The organism is Pseudomonas sp. TH07 (assembly GCF_016651285.1).
Classification (GTDB): domain Bacteria; phylum Pseudomonadota; class Gammaproteobacteria; order Pseudomonadales; family Pseudomonadaceae; genus Aquipseudomonas.
In genome coordinates this window covers 583,409-598,115 of record NZ_JAEKED010000001.1, presented here as the reverse complement: position 1 = coordinate 598,115, position 14,707 = coordinate 583,409, and the positions used below count along the sequence as shown (strand labels likewise).

17 protein-coding genes are annotated in these 14,707 nt (G+C 62.0%); 14 read left to right on the top strand and 3 right to left on the bottom strand.

What is annotated here, in order from left to right; genetic code table 11:
- Positions 1 to 19: 19 nt before the first annotated feature.
- Positions 20 to 484, top strand: coding sequence for a CreA family protein (locus tag JFU57_RS02915; RefSeq protein ID WP_078471758.1), 465 nt, complete (start codon positions 20 to 22; stop codon positions 482 to 484).
- Positions 485 to 600: 116 nt separating this feature from the next.
- Here JFU57_RS02915 and rpsT read toward each other — a convergent pair whose 3' ends face one another.
- The gene (gene rpsT / locus JFU57_RS02910) at positions 601 to 879 is read right to left on the bottom strand and encodes a 30S ribosomal protein S20 (RefSeq protein ID WP_003215870.1); all 279 of its coding nucleotides are present in this window, start codon (positions 877 to 879) and stop codon (positions 601 to 603) included.
- A gap of 252 nt (positions 880 to 1,131) precedes the next feature.
- On the opposite strand from rpsT, the gene murJ reads away from it, so the two are divergent.
- The 6 genes from murJ to ispH all read left to right on the top strand — a co-directional run bounded on the left by murJ (position 1,132) and on the right by ispH (position 8,596).
- A complete protein-coding gene (gene murJ / locus JFU57_RS02905) occupies positions 1,132 to 2,670 on the top strand; it encodes a murein biosynthesis integral membrane protein MurJ (protein ID WP_078471759.1) in 1,539 nt (512 codons plus the stop codon).
- Between the two features lie 129 nt (positions 2,671 to 2,799).
- Complete coding sequence (gene ribF, locus JFU57_RS02900; protein ID WP_020296451.1) at positions 2,800 to 3,744, top strand: bifunctional riboflavin kinase/FAD synthetase; 945 nt, start codon at positions 2,800 to 2,802, stop codon at positions 3,742 to 3,744.
- Between the two features lie 13 nt (positions 3,745 to 3,757).
- Positions 3,758 to 6,589, top strand: a complete 2,832-nt coding sequence (gene ileS / locus JFU57_RS02895; protein ID WP_020296452.1) for an isoleucine--tRNA ligase — start codon at positions 3,758 to 3,760, stop codon at positions 6,587 to 6,589.
- Positions 6,582 to 7,094, top strand: a complete 513-nt coding sequence (gene lspA, locus JFU57_RS02890; RefSeq protein ID WP_020296453.1) for a signal peptidase II — start codon at positions 6,582 to 6,584, stop codon at positions 7,092 to 7,094. The genes ileS and lspA overlap by 8 nt, the downstream gene beginning before the upstream one ends.
- Before the next feature lie 7 nt (positions 7,095 to 7,101).
- Positions 7,102 to 7,539: an FKBP-type peptidyl-prolyl cis-trans isomerase gene (gene fkpB, locus JFU57_RS02885; protein ID WP_178102971.1), complete on the top strand. Its 438-nt coding sequence runs from the start codon at positions 7,102 to 7,104 to the stop codon at positions 7,537 to 7,539.
- Positions 7,540 to 7,648: 109 nt separating this feature from the next.
- The gene (gene ispH, locus JFU57_RS02880) at positions 7,649 to 8,596 is read left to right on the top strand and encodes a 4-hydroxy-3-methylbut-2-enyl diphosphate reductase (RefSeq protein ID WP_020296455.1); all 948 of its coding nucleotides are present in this window, start codon (positions 7,649 to 7,651) and stop codon (positions 8,594 to 8,596) included.
- Here ispH and JFU57_RS02875 read toward each other — a convergent pair whose 3' ends face one another.
- Entirely contained in the window at positions 8,597 to 9,121 is a 525-nt protein-coding gene (locus JFU57_RS02875) for a GspH/FimT family protein (RefSeq protein ID WP_201128061.1), read from the bottom strand.
- A gap of 132 nt (positions 9,122 to 9,253) precedes the next feature.
- Here JFU57_RS02875 and JFU57_RS02870 point away from each other — a divergent pair, with 132 nt between their 5' ends.
- From JFU57_RS02870 to thiO, 7 genes are read left to right on the top strand one after another with little or no spacing between them, the layout of a single operon-like run.
- Entirely contained in the window at positions 9,254 to 9,727 is a 474-nt protein-coding gene (locus tag JFU57_RS02870) for a GspH/FimT family pseudopilin (RefSeq protein WP_078471764.1), read from the top strand.
- Positions 9,724 to 10,167, top strand: a complete 444-nt coding sequence (gene pilV, locus JFU57_RS02865) for a type IV pilus modification protein PilV (protein ID WP_201128059.1) — start codon at positions 9,724 to 9,726, stop codon at positions 10,165 to 10,167. Before JFU57_RS02870 ends, pilV begins: the two co-directional genes overlap by 4 nt.
- Positions 10,164 to 10,874, top strand: a complete 711-nt coding sequence (locus JFU57_RS02860; RefSeq protein WP_242489763.1) for a PilW family protein — start codon at positions 10,164 to 10,166, stop codon at positions 10,872 to 10,874. Before pilV ends, JFU57_RS02860 begins: the two co-directional genes overlap by 4 nt.
- A gap of 5 nt (positions 10,875 to 10,879) precedes the next feature.
- Entirely contained in the window at positions 10,880 to 11,356 is a 477-nt protein-coding gene (locus JFU57_RS02855) for a pilus assembly PilX family protein (RefSeq protein ID WP_242487415.1), read from the top strand.
- Positions 11,357 to 11,414: 58 nt separating this feature from the next.
- The gene (locus JFU57_RS02850; RefSeq protein ID WP_153050250.1) at positions 11,415 to 11,801 is read left to right on the top strand and encodes a hypothetical protein; all 387 of its coding nucleotides are present in this window, start codon (positions 11,415 to 11,417) and stop codon (positions 11,799 to 11,801) included.
- Between the two features lie 13 nt (positions 11,802 to 11,814).
- Complete coding sequence (locus JFU57_RS02845) at positions 11,815 to 12,216, top strand: type IV pilin protein (protein ID WP_201128052.1); 402 nt, start codon at positions 11,815 to 11,817, stop codon at positions 12,214 to 12,216.
- 52 nt (positions 12,217 to 12,268) lie between these two features.
- Complete coding sequence (gene thiO / locus JFU57_RS02840) at positions 12,269 to 13,369, top strand: glycine oxidase ThiO (protein WP_201128050.1); 1,101 nt, start codon at positions 12,269 to 12,271, stop codon at positions 13,367 to 13,369.
- On the opposite strand, the gene JFU57_RS02835 is transcribed toward thiO, so the two are convergent.
- A complete protein-coding gene (locus tag JFU57_RS02835; protein WP_201132071.1) occupies positions 13,366 to 14,685 on the bottom strand; it encodes a sigma-54-dependent transcriptional regulator in 1,320 nt (439 codons plus the stop codon). The genes thiO and JFU57_RS02835 overlap by 4 nt on opposite strands.
- Positions 14,686 to 14,707: the final 22 nt, after the last annotated feature.

Here is a 14,707-nt window from a genome sequence, read left to right as displayed (position 1 = left end):
TCATTTAGGGAAAAAACCAATGCGCGTAGCAAAAGGGTTGTTGGGTGTGCTGTTGGCGATGCCGCTCCTGGCGTCCGCTGAGGAAATTGGCCAGGTGTCCACGGTGTTCAAATTTGTCGGGCCGAACGATCGCATTGTGGTCGAGGCGTTCGATGATCCTCGGGTCGAGGGTGTGACTTGCTACCTGTCGCGAGCCAAGACGGGTGGGGTGAAGGGTGGCCTGGGTCTGGCCGAGGATCGTGCCGAGGCGTCGATTGCCTGCCGTCAGGTCGGGCCTATCAGCTTCAAGGGCGAGCTCAAGGATGGGGAGGAGGTATTCAAGGAGCGTACTTCGCTGGTGTTCAAGACCATGCAGGTGGTGCGCTTCCTCGACAAGAAGCGCAATACGCTGGTGTACCTGGTCTACAGCGATCGCTTGATCGAGGGCAGCCCGCAGAATGCGGTGACGGCGATTCCGATCCTGCCGTGGGTCCAGCCACAGTAACTGCTTTTGTCGACCGGCTCGCCCTCTGCAAGGGGTGGGCGGGTTGGTGGTGCTACTGCTGAATCGCAGGCAATAAAAAACCGACCCTAGGGTCGGTTTTTTAACAAGCGTGTCGCTTAGGCTGCAGCAGCAAGGTTCAACGCCTTGATGTGGCCATTCAGACGACCTTTATGGCGAGCAGCTTTGTTCTTGTGGATGATGCCTTTATCGGCCATACGGTCGATAACTGGCACGGCCAGAACATAAGCAGCTTGCGCTTTTTCAGCGTCTTTTGCGTCGATGGCTTTAACTACATTCTTGATGTAGGTACGAACCATGGAACGCAGGCTGGCGTTGTGGCTGCGACGCTTCTCAGCCTGTTTTGCACGTTTTTTGGCGGAAGGTGTGTTGGCCACCGTCGAGCTCCTCGAAAGACTTTTTGGGAAATAGCAAACAAAATAGGCCGCGAATCATGCCGATGAGTTGAAGTCTTGTCAAGGGCGGGTGATGCGTTCCGCTGAGTGGTCGATCTGAAGAGGCGGGATATTTATTTCCGGCGCTTGACCTGTAAACTCGCGAGCTTTGGCTCTGTGCTGTTGCGGCGCGGAGTATCGCATAAGTGGGCGCATTGTTCGCCTGCTGTTTATCTACAGGCAAAAAACCTTTCAATGAACCTGCTCAAATCGTTGGCCGCTGTCAGCTCTATCACCATGATTTCCCGGGTGTTGGGGTTTGTTCGTGACACCATCATCGCGCGTGCCTTCGGTGCCGGCATGGCTACCGATGCCTTCTTCATTGCCTTCAAGTTGCCCAATCTGCTGCGCCGGATCTTTGCCGAGGGGGCTTTCTCCCAAGCGTTCGTGCCGATCCTGGCGGAATATAAAAGCCAGCAGGGCGAGGAGGCGACTCGGACCTTCATCGCTTATGTGTCGGGTCTGTTGACCCTGGTGCTGGCGCTGGTCACGGCCCTGGGGATGATTTTCGCGCCTTGGGTGATCTGGGCGACGGCGCCGGGTTTTGCCGATACGCCGGAAAAATTCGCCCTGACCTCTGACCTGCTGCGGGTGACCTTCCCTTATATATTGCTGATTTCCCTGTCCTCGCTGGCGGGGGCGATCCTCAATACCTGGAACCGTTTCTCGGTGCCGGCCTTTGTGCCGACCCTGCTCAATGTGAGCATGATCATCTTTGCCCTGTTTCTGACGCCTTACTTCGACCCGCCGGTGATGGCCCTGGGCTGGGCCGTATTGGCCGGTGGCCTGGCGCAGTTGCTGTACCAGCTGCCGCACCTGCGCAAGATCGGCATGCTGGTGCTGCCACGGCTGAACCTGCATGACACTGGGGTCTGGCGGGTGATGAAGCAGATGCTGCCGGCGATTCTCGGGGTCTCGGTGAGTCAGATTTCACTGATCATCAACACTATTTTTGCCTCGTTCCTGGTCGCAGGCTCCGTGTCCTGGATGTACTACGCCGACCGCCTGATGGAGTTGCCGTCCGGTGTGCTGGGGGTGGCATTGGGCACTATTCTGTTGCCGACCCTGGCCAAGACCTACGCCAGCCAGGATCGCCACGAGTATTCGCGAATTCTCGATTGGGGCTTGCGCCTGTGTTTTGTGCTGGTGCTGCCTTGTGCCCTGGCCCTGGGGATTCTTGCCGAGCCGCTGACGGTTTCGCTGTTCCAGTACGGTGAATTCAGCGCGCTGGATGCCGCCATGACTCAGCGGGCGCTGGTTGCCTACTCTATTGGCCTGCTCGGGATTATTGTGATCAAGGTCCTGGCGCCGGGCTTCTATGCCCAGCAAAACATTCGGACGCCGGTCAAAATCGCGATTTTTACCCTGATCGTCACGCAGTTGCTCAACCTGGTATTTATCGGTCCCTTGAAGCATGCCGGGCTGGCCCTGGCGATCAGCGGTGGTGCCTGCATCAACGCCGGCTTGCTGTTCTATCAGTTGCGCAAGCAGAAGATGTTCCAGCCGCAGCCGGGCTGGGGGCTGTTCGCCCTCAAGCTGGTGATCGCGGTGCTGGTGATGTCGGCGGTACTGCTGGGGTTGATGTACGTGATGCCGGCCTGGGACCAGGGGCATATGCTGCAACGCTTTCTGCGCCTTGGGGCGTTGGTGCTGGCCGGGGTGGTGACGTATTTCGGCATGCTGGCGCTGCTGGGCTTTCGCTTGCGGGACTTCAATCGCAAGGGCTTGAACTGACGCCTGCCTGGCGTTGAGCCGTGATCGGACCCTGGTTTTATCGGTTCGATCACTTTGGGTGGTGGTGTTGCCTGTCGCCGACCGCCGGGTGTGGTTATAATCGACCACTTTATGAGCAAGAAGCGCGTTATGCAGCTGGTTCGAGGTCTCCACAACCTGCGCCCCCAGCATCGGGGCTGTGTCGCCACTATTGGCAACTTTGACGGTGTTCACCGTGGCCACCAGGCTATCCTGGGCCGGCTGCGTGAGCGCGCGCTTGAGTTGGGCGTGCCCAGCTGCGTGGTGATTTTCGAGCCGCAGCCCCGCGAGTTCTTTGCGCCGGACACCGCTCCAGCGCGCCTGGCACGCCTGCGTGACAAGTTGCAGCTGCTGGCTGACGAGGGCGTCGACCGCGTGTTGTGCCTGGCATTCAACCAGCGCCTCAGCAAGCTCAGTGCCAGTGAATTCGTCGATACCATTCTGGTGGATGGCTTGGGAGTGCAGCATCTGGAAGTCGGCGACGACTTCCGTTTTGGCTGCGACCGGGTAGGGGATTTCGATTTCCTGCAACAGGCCGGGAGCGCCCGGGGGTTTACCGTCGAAGCGGCGCAGACCGTGGAACTGGACGGTTTACGTGTCAGCAGCACCCAGGTTCGTAACGCCCTGGCCGCGGCTGATTTTGAGTTGGCCGAGCGTTTGCTGGGTCGCCCGTTCCGTATTGCCGGACGGGTTCTGCACGGTCAGAAGCTGGCGCGCCAATTGGGTACGCCTACCGCCAATGTGCAGCTCAAGCGCCGTCGCGTGCCGCTTTCCGGGGTGTACCTGGTGAGTGTCGAAATCGACGGCCAGCCTTGGCCCGGCGTCGCCAATATCGGCGTTCGGCCTACGGTTGCAGGTGATGGCAAGGCCCACCTGGAAGTCCATCTTTTAGATTTTGCCGGCGATTTGTATGACCGGCGTTTGACGGTGGTTTTCCACCACAAGCTGCGTGAAGAGCAGCGTTTCGCCTCTCTGGAGGCGTTGAAGACGGCGATCAATGCGGATGTTGCCGCCGCCCGTGCCCAAGTTGCACGTATCCATAGCGCCAATCGCTAATGAAGAGCCTTAAATGACCGACTATAAAGCCACGCTAAACCTTCCGGACACCGCCTTCCCAATGAAGGCCGGCCTGCCTCAGCGCGAACCGCAGATTCTGCAGCGCTGGGACAGCATTGGCCTGTACGGTAAGTTGCGCGAGATTGGCAAGGATCGTCCGAAGTTCGTTCTGCACGACGGTCCTCCGTATGCCAACGGCACGATTCACATCGGTCATGCGCTGAACAAGATTCTGAAAGACATGATCATCCGCTCGAAGACCCTGGCGGGTTTCGACGCACCCTATGTTCCGGGTTGGGACTGCCATGGCCTGCCGATCGAACACAAGGTCGAAGTGACTCATGGCAAGAACCTGGGCGCGGATAAAACCCGCGAACTGTGCCGTGCCTACGCCACCGAGCAGATCGAAGGCCAGAAGTCCGAATTCATCCGTCTGGGCGTGCTGGGCGATTTCGCCAACCCCTACAAGACCATGAACTTCAAGAACGAGGCCGGTGAAATCCGTGCCTTGGCCGAAATCGTCAAGGGCGGTTTCGTGTTCAAGGGCCTCAAGCCCGTGAACTGGTGCTTCGACTGCGGTTCGGCCCTGGCTGAAGCGGAAGTCGAGTACGAAGACAAGAAGTCCTCGACCATCGACGTCGCCTTCCCGATCGCCGACGCCGACAAGCTGGCCGAAGCCTTTGGCCTGGCGAGCCTGGCCAAACCGGCCTCGATCGTGATCTGGACCACGACCCCCTGGACCATCCCGGCCAACCAGGCGCTCAACGTGCACCCGGAATTCACCTACGCCCTGGTGGACGTCGGTGACAAGCTGCTGGTGCTGGCTGAAGAGTTGGTCGAGTCGTGTCTGGCACGTTACAACCTGCAAGGCTCGGTGATTGCCACCACTACTGGCTCGGCACTGGAACTGATCAACTTCCGCCACCCGTTCTACGACCGCCTGTCGCCGGTGTACCTGGCCGAGTACGTCGAACTGGGCGCCGGCACCGGCGTGGTTCACTCCGCGCCTGCCTACGGCGTGGACGACTTCGTGACCTGCAAAGCCTACGGCATGGTCAACGACGACATCCTCAACCCGGTGCAGAGCAACGGCGTCTACGTGCCGTCCCTGGAGTTCTTCGGTGGCCAGTTCATCTGGAAAGCCAACCCGGCGATCGTCGAGAAACTCTCGGAAGTCGGCGCGCTGATGCACACCGAAACCATCGTCCACAGCTACATGCACTGCTGGCGCCACAAGACCCCGCTGATCTACCGCGCCACCGCGCAATGGTTTATCGGCATGGACAAGGAGCCGACCAGCGGCGAAACCCTGCGCAAGCGTGCCCTTGAGGCCATCGAAGAGACGCAGTTCGTGCCGGCCTGGGGCCAGGCGCGCCTGCACTCGATGATCGCCAACCGTCCGGACTGGTGCATCTCCCGCCAGCGCAACTGGGGCGTGCCGATCCCGTTCTTCCTGAACAAGGAAAGCGGTGAGCTGCACCCACGTACCGTCGAGCTGATGGAAGTCGTGGCCCAGCGCGTTGAAGAAGAGGGCATCGAAGCCTGGTTCAAGCTGGACGCCGCCGAGCTGCTGGGCGACGAAGCGCCGCTGTACGACAAGATCAGCGACACCCTCGACGTCTGGTTCGACTCGGGCACCACCCATTGGCACGTACTGCGCGGCTCGCACCCGATGGGCCACGACACCGGCCCGCGTGCCGACCTGTACCTGGAAGGCTCGGACCAACACCGTGGCTGGTTCCACTCGTCGTTGCTGACCGGTTGCGCCATCGACGGCCACGCGCCGTATCGCGAGCTGCTGACCCACGGTTTCACCGTGGATGAAAGCGGTCGCAAGATGTCCAAGTCCCTGGGCAACGTGATCGCGCCGCAGAAAGTCAACGACACCCTGGGCGCCGACATCATGCGCCTGTGGGTGGCCTCCACCGACTACTCCGGCGAGATCGCGGTTTCCGAGCAGATCCTGCAGCGTAGTGCCGACGCCTACCGGCGGATCCGCAACACCGCGCGCTTCATGCTGTCGAACCTGACCGGCTTCAACCCGGCCACCGACATCCTGCCGGCCGAGGACATGCTTGCCCTGGACCGTTGGGCCGTGGACCGCACCCTGTTGCTGCAGCGCGAGCTGGAGCTGCATTACGGCGAATACCGCTTCTGGAACGTGTACTCGAAGATCCACAACTTCTGCGTGCAGGAGCTGGGCGGTTTCTACCTCGACATCATCAAGGACCGCCAGTACACCACCGGCGCCAACAGCAAGGCGCGCCGCTCGGCGCAGACCGCGCTGTATCACATCTCCGAAGCGCTGGTGCGCTGGATCGCACCGATCCTGGCCTTCACCGCCGACGAACTGTGGGAGTACCTGCCGGGCGAGCGCAACGAATCGGTCATGCTCAACACCTGGTACGAAGGCCTGAGCGAATTGCCAGCCGACTTCGAACTGGGCCGCGAGTACTGGGAAGGCGTGATGGCCGTCAAGGTCGCCGTGAACAAGGAACTGGAGAACCAGCGTGCAGCCAAGGCCGTCGGTGGCAACCTGCAGGCCGAAGTCACCCTGTATGCCGAGGACGGCCTGACCGCTGACCTGGGCAAACTGAGCAACGAACTGCGCTTCGTGTTGATCACCTCGACCGCCAGCCTGGCACCTTTCGCCCAGGCTCCGGCTGATGCGGTGGCCACCGAAGTACCTGGCCTGAAACTCAAGGTGGTCAAGTCGGCCTTCGCCAAGTGCGCCCGTTGCTGGCACTGCCGTGAAGACGTCGGCGTGAACCCTGAGCACCCGGAAATCTGCGGTCGCTGCGTCGACAACATCAGCGGTGCTGGCGAGGTTCGTCACTATGCCTAACGCCGCGGGCCGTTTCGGCCGTCTGGGCTGGCTGTGGTTGAGCCTGCTGGTCCTGGTCATTGACCAGGCCAGCAAGTTCCACTTCGAAAGCTCGTTGTCGATGTACCAGCAGATCGTGGTGATCCCGGATTACTTCAGCTGGACCCTGGCCTACAACACCGGTGCGGCCTTCAGCTTCCTGGCTGACAGCTCCGGCTGGCAGCGCTGGCTGTTCGCCCTGATCGCGGTAGTGGTCAGTGCGGTGCTGGTGGTCTGGCTCAAGCGTCTGGGGCGTAATGAAACCTGGCTGGCCGTGGCCCTGGCGCTGGTACTCGGCGGCGCCCTGGGTAACCTCTACGACCGCATTGCCCTGGGCCATGTGATCGATTTCATCCTGGTGCATTGGCAAAACCGCTGGTATTTCCCAGCGTTCAACTTTGCCGACAGCGCCATCAGCGTCGGTGCAGTGATGCTTGCGCTGGATATGTTCAAAGGCAAGAAGACCGGAGAAGCCGTTCATGACTGAGCAGGTATTGGCTGAACAACGCATTGGCCAGAACACGGAAGTCACTTTGCATTTCGCATTGCGCCTGGAGAATGGCGATACGGTAGACAGCACCTTCGACAAGGCCCCGGCGACCTTCAAGGTCGGCGATGGCAACCTGCTGCCAGGTTTCGAAGCGGCGTTGTTCGGTTTCAAGGCGGGCGACAAGCGGACTCTGGCGATCGAGCCGGAAAACGCCTTCGGCCAGCCGAACCCGCAGAATGTGCAGATTATCCCGCGCTCGCAGTTCCAGGATATGGAGCTGTCTGAAGGGCTGCTGGTGATTTTCAACGATGCGGCGAATACCGAGCTGCCCGGCGTGGTCAAAGCTTTCGATGACACTGAGGTGACCATCGACTTCAACCACCCGCTGGCGGGCAAGACCTTGACCTTTGATGTCGAGATCATCGACGTCAAGGCGCTTTAAACGTAATCCCCGGCAAGCGGGCGCCTATGCTTTAGGCGCCCGCTTGCCGGGGATTCATCGCTACAGTGGCAACGATCTAACTTCTTGCGCGCAAGACACGAGGCACAGCATGCAAATCAAACTCGCCAACCCCCGTGGCTTCTGCGCCGGCGTGGACCGCGCGATCGAAATCGTCAATCGTGCCCTGGAGGTCTTCGGACCGCCGATCTACGTTCGTCATGAAGTGGTGCACAACAAATTTGTCGTCGAAGATCTGCGTGCTCGCGGCGCGATCTTTGTCGAAGAGCTGGAACAGGTTCCGGACGACGTCATTGTGATCTTCAGTGCCCACGGTGTTTCCCAGGCCGTGCGCACCGAAGCTGCCGGCCGTGGCCTCAAGGTGTTCGATGCCACGTGTCCGTTGGTGACCAAGGTGCATATCGAGGTCGCGCGCTACAGCCGCGACGGCCGTGAGTGCATCCTGATCGGCCACGCCGGGCACCCGGAAGTCGAGGGCACCATGGGCCAGTACGATGCCAGCAATGGCGGCGCGATCTACCTGGTCGAAGACGAGAAGGACGTCGCCGCCCTGCAGGTGCGCAACCCCGAGAAACTGGCCTTCGTGACCCAGACCACCCTGTCCATGGACGACACCAGCCGGGTGATCGACGCGCTGCGTACGCGTTTCCCGGCCATTGGTGGCCCGCGCAAGGACGACATCTGCTACGCCACGCAAAACCGCCAGGATGCGGTCAAGCAACTGGCGAACGAGTGCGATGTGGTGTTGGTGGTGGGCAGCCCCAACAGTTCCAACTCCAACCGCCTGCGTGAGCTGGCTGAGCGCATGGCCACCCCGGCCTACCTGATCGACGGTGCCGAAGACATGCAGCGCAGCTGGTTCGACGGTGTCGAGCGGATCGGCATCACCGCCGGTGCATCGGCCCCGGAAGTGCTGGTACGGGGCGTGATCCAGCAGTTGCAGGCCTGGGGCGCCACCGGTGCCGATGAATTGGCCGGCCGCGAGGAGAACATCACGTTCTCCATGCCCAAGGAACTGCGGGTTCGCTCGCTGCTCTGATCAGTCGCTGCCTGCGCACACGGCCTGTCCGGCTTGTTCGCTGCGCAGGCTGACTCGCCCGGTTCGGGCCAGCACCACCTGATATTGGCTGGCCGATTGCTCGCTGGCACAGATATGCAGAGTGCCGGCCTGGAAGGCTCCGCTGGGTAACAGTGGCTGGCCCAGGCTGCTGAAACGCACGAAACTCTTCACCGGGCGATTGCCCACCACCACGACCTTTCCTCCCGCCAGGTGCTCCACCAGCACCGGGTTGTCGCTGTCCTGCGGCCCTCGGCCACTGACATCCAGGATGATCCGCCAGCCCTGCCCCCAGTCGTCGTCCTGTGCCTGAATCACCGTCGTGGTATGACGCAGGATGGCCTCACTGCGGGCTTGGCGCAGGCCGCTGGCGAGCCCTTGAGCCATCTCCTGTTGGCGGTTCGAGATCAACAACTGGCCCAATGACGCGGCGCCAAACTGCAGCAGCATGCCGAGCAGGGCCAGCGCCGCCAGCAGTTCCATCAAACTGAAACCTCTTTGATCCATGGGTTTTCCCTCCTTGGAAAGGTGAATGCCAACGCTATCCGTGCGCGGCCATTGAGCAAAACGGCAAACAGCCGGTCTATGAGTGTTCGAGGTTGTAGCCCGTTATAGCCGAAGGCGTTTGCAGGACAGGCAATGAATTTGCGTACAAAGGGTTTCACCCTGATCGAGATGTTGGTGACCCTGGCCATTGGTGGGCTGTTGTTGACCTTGATCCTTCCGGCATTCAGCCAATCGTTGCAGCGCAGCCAAGCCGACAGCGAGCTCAATGAATTACTGCGAGCCCTCAATTACGCGCGTTTCGAGGCCATTGAGCGCGGTATTACCACCCACCTCCGGCCCATGGATGATTCGCGGCAATGGGCGGCTGCCCTCGGCGTGTATGACGGCGCAGCGCCCCAGGCGAATGTATTGCGGGTTGTTCCCGCGCTCTCTCGGGGTGCGATTCTGGCGCTACCCTCAGGCATCGACGCTGTGGCTTTCAGTCCGCTTGGGGGGCTTGCTGGGGCGGATCGACCGTTGCTGATCCGCTATGAACGCGGGGCGCTGCAGCGCTCGATCAGCGTCTGCCTCAATGGACGGATTATTTTTGCAGGGAGCTGCCAATGATTGACAGGCGTGCGCAACGCGGCATGAGCCTGATCGAAGTGCTGGTTGCGCTGTTGATTCTGGGCGTGGGGCTGCTGGGAGCGGCAGCGGTCCAACTCAAGGCGCTGAAGTACACCGACAGTGCACGGATGGCCAGCCAGGCCAGCTTTGTGGCTTACGACATGCTGGACCGGATTCGCGCCAATGCCGGCGCCGACTACAGCGTGCCGACGCCGGCCGCGGGTAACCTGGAGCAGGCCCGGGATCAGGATCTCTATGACTTCGCGAGCAATATCGCCAGTTTTGGCGGGCCGACGGCCACTGGCAGCATCAGCGTAAACCAGCGGCTGTACACCATCACCGTGACCTGGGATGACACCCGCGCGGGCGGTGCTGACGAGGCGCAACGCAGCTTCGTCCTGAGCAGCCGAGTCGCGGCCGACGAGCCTGGTCAGCCATGAAGGGGCCGATGCGCGGCTTCGGCCTGATCGAAATGATGCTGGCCCTGGCCTTGAGCCTGGTGGTGGTGCTGGGTGTGACACGGATTTTCATTTCGGCCAAGAACACCTACCTCAGCCAGAACGCCGCGGCGACCCTGCAGGAGGATGGGCGTTTTGTCCTGAGCAAGCTGATGCAGGAGGTGCGTATGGTCGGGATGTTCGGATGCCTGGCAACGGTGGTTGATGCCAGTGCGGCTGGGGACTTTACCGCCAATGCGGCGACTCCGGTGCGCTGGGACAATGCCAGTCGGCGCCTGACTTTAGTCACCGCAGACGTCGGCCTGGATGGCGGGGTGCCGACCTGGACGGTGCTGTCCGACTGCCGTGACACCTCCACCGCGTACAGCGGGGCCCGGGTCGCGGGAGTGGGGCAGCAGGCGTTTGCGCTCCGTCGACTGTCCTACCGCCTGGACAACCGCCAACTGGTGATGGGCACCGGTACCGGCAACGATCAGGCGGTACTGGTGAGCGATGTCGAAGCGTTCGAGGTCAGCTTTGGCATGGCCCGTTCGGCGTCGGACACAGGCGCTTCCCGCTACAGTCCCAACCCTGAAGACCCGCAGTTGATTCGCAGTGTGCGCCTGAGCCTGACCCTGGCTGATCCTTTGCAGCGGGTTGCTAGCCAGACGTTCACCGTGGTGGCTGCCTTGCGCAACCGGCTGCGGTGATGGCGATGCGCAGAGAGCCACCACGGCTTGGGCGTGGCTGTCAGCAGGGCATGGCATTGCTGGTCAGCCTGGTGTTCCTGTTATTGCTCACCTTGATCGGGGTGTCGTCCCTGCGTAACGCGACGCTGCAGGAAAAAATGGCCGCCAGCCTGAGTTTGCGCAACCAGTCGTTTCAGGCCGCGGAGTCGGCCCTGCGGGCGGGTGAGGGGGCGGTCCAGCAAGGGCATTACACGCTGCCTGCCTGTGCACGTTGCCCACCCCCTGCGGAGTCTTCCGGCGTGACCGCCGCTGGTGCCAACAGCCATTCCGGCGTGACTTGGGTTGCCGCCGACCAGGGGTTCTACGGGGTGCAGAACCTGGGGGCAACCCTTGATGCAGTCAACCTGCCGCCCCATACCGCAGCCACCCTGTATCGGGTCACGGCGGTGGGTGTGGCCGGGCATTCGCGCACGGTGCTGGAGAGTATTTATGCCAAATATTGAGCCTCATGGGCGGAGCTGGCGAAAGGCGCGCTGGCGGGCCGTGGCAGGTTGCTGCCTGGTGCTTGCGCTGCCTGTTCAGGCGCGCGGCGCTGCTGCGCCTTGCGTGCAGCCTCTGGACCCGGTGCCGAGTGGCTGGTCGGTACCGATGCCCTATGAGCGCGGGCAGCATCGCCGTCTGCCTGATCCCGTTGACCCCTGTTCGACTAATGATCGCGGGAAACTGCTGGAGCTCGGCCCGTTCGGCGGTAAGATGCTCGACCACGCAGGTCGCGACCCGGACCTGCTCTCTGATGAGGTGGTGTTTGTGGGTGAGGTTCCAGGCCCGGATGGCAGTGCCCCGGGCACGTCTGGCGAGCCCCTGAACCGCGCCGATGACCCTTTGGCCTCGCAGCCGCAACCGCCGGGAAGTGCCGGCCGCCGCATCATGTGGCGACAAATACAGTAAGCGAGATTCACCCATGCGCAGATCCAACCAAGGTTTTACCCTGATCGAAATCATGATCGTGATTGCGATCATCGGGCTGGTCCTCACCTTGAGCCTTCCGGCCATTACCGAATACACCAAGAAGCCGCACCGCACTGAGATCGCCGGCCTGCTCTCCGACCAGGCGCAGTTGCTTGAGCGTTTCTATTCGAAAAACGGCGTCTATACCGGTGCCGCTGACCTGAGTAGCGGTAACGATGACTACAGCATCACCGCGACCCTGGCCGACAAAACCTTCCTGCTGACCGCGACGCCCAAGGCCGAGAGCAAAATGGCCGGGGATAAATGCGGCAGCTTCAGCATCAGCGAAACTGGCGCCACCACCATCAGCAATCAGGCCGAGGGTGTAACGGCCAAGGATTGCTGGGGTCGTTGAGCCTTTGGGTGGGCGTGCTGCGCCCGGCGTCTTTTTAATGACTGGATCGGCTATGGCTAAGCAACAGCAAGTGGTGGTGGTTGGGGGCGGGGTGATCGGCCTGCTGACAGCATTCAATCTGGCTTCGGCCGGGCAGCGAGTGGTGCTGTTGGACCGTTCGAACCTGGGGCAGGAGTCGTCATGGGCGGGTGGCGGCATCGTCTCGCCGCTTTACCCCTGGCGCTACAGCCCTGCCGTCACCGCGCTGGCCCACTGGTCCCAGGATTTTTATCCACAGCTGGCCGAGCGTCTGTTCGCCAGTACTGGCGTTGATCCGCAAGTTCACACCACCGGGCTCTACTGGCTGGACCTGGATGATGAAAGCGCTGCGCTGGAGTGGGCGCGGCGTGAAAATCGGCCGTTGAGCGTGGTGGACATCGACGCGACCCATACTGCGGTGCCGGTGTTGGGCCCCGGTTTTTCGCGGGCGATCTATATGGCCAACGTGGCCAATGTGCGCAACCCGCGCCTGCTGAAGTCGCTCCGGGCGGCGTTGCTGGCGCTGCCCGACGTCACCGTGCATGAACAGTGCGCGGTCAGTGGTTTTATTCGTGATGGGCAGCGGATTGTCGGCGTGCATACCGCCAACGGCGATGTTCATGGCGACCAGGTGGTGCTGGCCGCCGGTGCCTGGAGCGGCGAGTTGCTGGGCAGCCTGGGCCTGACGCTGCCGGTGGAGCCGGTCAAGGGGCAGATGATCCTCTATAAATGCGCTGAGGACTTCCTGTCGTGCATGGTCTTGGCCAAGGGTCGTTATGCGATCCCGCGGCGGGACGGGCATATCCTGATCGGCAGCACCCTGGAGCATGAAGGCTTCGACAAGACCCCGACCGAGTCAGCGCTGGAGAGCCTCAAGGCGTCTGCCGTCGAGCTGATTCCCGCCCTGGCCGGGGCTGAGGTGGTGGGGCATTGGGCGGGCCTGCGGCCAGGGTCGCCGGAAGGTATTCCCTACATCGGGCCGGTGCCGGGGTTCAGTGGCTTGTGGCTCAATTGCGGGCATTACCGCAATGGCCTGGTACTGGCACCGGCTTCCTGCCAGCTGTTCACCGACCTGATGCTGGGTCGCGAGCCGATCATCGATCCTGCGCCGTACGCGCCAAGCGGACGGCTTTAATCCAGACCGAGTTTCTGCATCCGGTAGCGCATCGAACGAAACGACAGGCCCAGGCGCTGGGCCGCTGCCGTGCGGTTCCAGCGAGTGTCTTCCAGGGCCAGGAGGATCAGCTCGCGCTCAACCTGTTGCAGGTGCTGGTCAAGGTGGGTCACCTGGGCCAGGTCGGTTCTGGCGCCGGCTGGCCGGTGGTCATCCAGCCCCAGGTCCCGTGGCTCGATCAGCCGGTTGTCGCACAGGGTGTAGGCGCGCTCCAGCAGGTTTTCCAGTTCTCGCACGTTGCCGGGGAAGTGATAGTCCTTGAGCGCTGCCAGCGCATTGGCGTGCAGCTGCGTCGGTAGCGCGCCGTGCTCGGCGGCCAGTCTTTGCAGAACACGCCTGGCCAGGGGCTCGATGTCGTCTTTGCGTTCCCGCAGGGGCGGGACCCGCAATTCGATCACATTCAATCGGTAATAGAGGTCCTGGCGAAAGCGCCCAGCGCTGACCTCGGCCTGCAGGTTCTTGTGGGTGGCGCAGAGGATCCGCACATCGACCGCCACCTCCTGTTGGCTGCCGACCCGACGCACGGCCTTTTCCTGAAGTGCCCGGAGCAGCTTGACCTGCATGGACAGCGGCAGGTCGGCCACCTCATCCAGCAGCAGCGTGCCGCCATGGGCCGCCTGGAACAATCCGGGCTGGTCGCTGACAGCGCCGCTGAAGCTGCCCTTGCGGTGGCCGAAAAACTCGCTCTCCATCAGCTCCGTCGGGATCGCGCCACAGTTCACCGGCACCCACGGCTGGTCGGCCCGCGGACCCTGGGCGTGGATCAGCCGGGCCACCAGCTCTTTGCCACTGCCGGATTCGCCGCTGATATAGACCGGAGCCTGGCTCTGGGCCAGTTTGCCGATGTGTCGGCGCAGCGTGCGCATGGGTTCCGAATCGCCAAGCAATGGGCTGTCGCCACTGTCACCGGGTCGGTGCAGGGTGCGATTGATCAGGGCGCGCAGGTGTGTGAGGTCCAGCGGGGTAGGCAAGCCATCGCTGTTGGAGCCTTTGACCCCCTCGATGACAGTGGCCGGGGTGCCGCAGGCGCTGATCATCGCGGTCTGGACTTGGGGGTGATGCTGTTGAATGTGTTGCAACAACTCCAGGCCGGTACCGTCCGGCAGCTGGCTGGCGCTCAGGCACAGGTCGAAAGGGCCGGCGGCCAGCCACCGGCGAGCTTCGCCGAGGCTGCGGGCGCTCTGGGTGTGAAGGTTCATGCGGCCCAGATTGATTTCCAGGAGCGCGCGAACCTCCGCTTGATCATCGACCACCAGTACTTTGTGCCGTGGGCTCATGTTTGCTTGAAACTTCATCCGT

Bases quoted from the DNA above. Each gene is read 5' to 3' on its own strand.
- JFU57_RS02915 (WP_078471758.1), top strand. From the start codon at position 20: ATGCGCGTAGCAAAAGGGTTGTTGGGTGTGCTGTTGGCGATGCCGCTC.
- murJ (WP_078471759.1), top strand. From the start codon at position 1,132: ATGAACCTGCTCAAATCGTTGGCCGCTGTCAGCTCTATCACCATGATT.
- ribF (WP_020296451.1), top strand. From the start codon at position 2,800: ATGCAGCTGGTTCGAGGTCTCCACAACCTGCGCCCCCAGCATCGGGGC.
- ileS (WP_020296452.1), top strand. From the start codon at position 3,758: ATGACCGACTATAAAGCCACGCTAAACCTTCCGGACACCGCCTTCCCA.
- lspA (WP_020296453.1), top strand. From the start codon at position 6,582: ATGCCTAACGCCGCGGGCCGTTTCGGCCGTCTGGGCTGGCTGTGGTTG.
- ispH (WP_020296455.1), top strand. From the start codon at position 7,649: ATGCAAATCAAACTCGCCAACCCCCGTGGCTTCTGCGCCGGCGTGGAC.
- JFU57_RS02875 (WP_201128061.1), bottom strand. From the start codon at position 9,121: ATGGATCAAAGAGGTTTCAGTTTGATGGAACTGCTGGCGGCGCTGGCC.
- JFU57_RS02870 (WP_078471764.1), top strand. From the start codon at position 9,254: ATGAATTTGCGTACAAAGGGTTTCACCCTGATCGAGATGTTGGTGACC.
- pilV (WP_201128059.1), top strand. From the start codon at position 9,724: ATGATTGACAGGCGTGCGCAACGCGGCATGAGCCTGATCGAAGTGCTG.
- JFU57_RS02860 (WP_242489763.1), top strand. From the start codon at position 10,164: ATGAAGGGGCCGATGCGCGGCTTCGGCCTGATCGAAATGATGCTGGCC.
- JFU57_RS02855 (WP_242487415.1), top strand. From the start codon at position 10,880: ATGCGCAGAGAGCCACCACGGCTTGGGCGTGGCTGTCAGCAGGGCATG.
- JFU57_RS02845 (WP_201128052.1), top strand. From the start codon at position 11,815: ATGCGCAGATCCAACCAAGGTTTTACCCTGATCGAAATCATGATCGTG.
- thiO (WP_201128050.1), top strand. From the start codon at position 12,269: ATGGCTAAGCAACAGCAAGTGGTGGTGGTTGGGGGCGGGGTGATCGGC.
- JFU57_RS02835 (WP_201132071.1), bottom strand. From the start codon at position 14,685: ATGAGCCCACGGCACAAAGTACTGGTGGTCGATGATCAAGCGGAGGTT.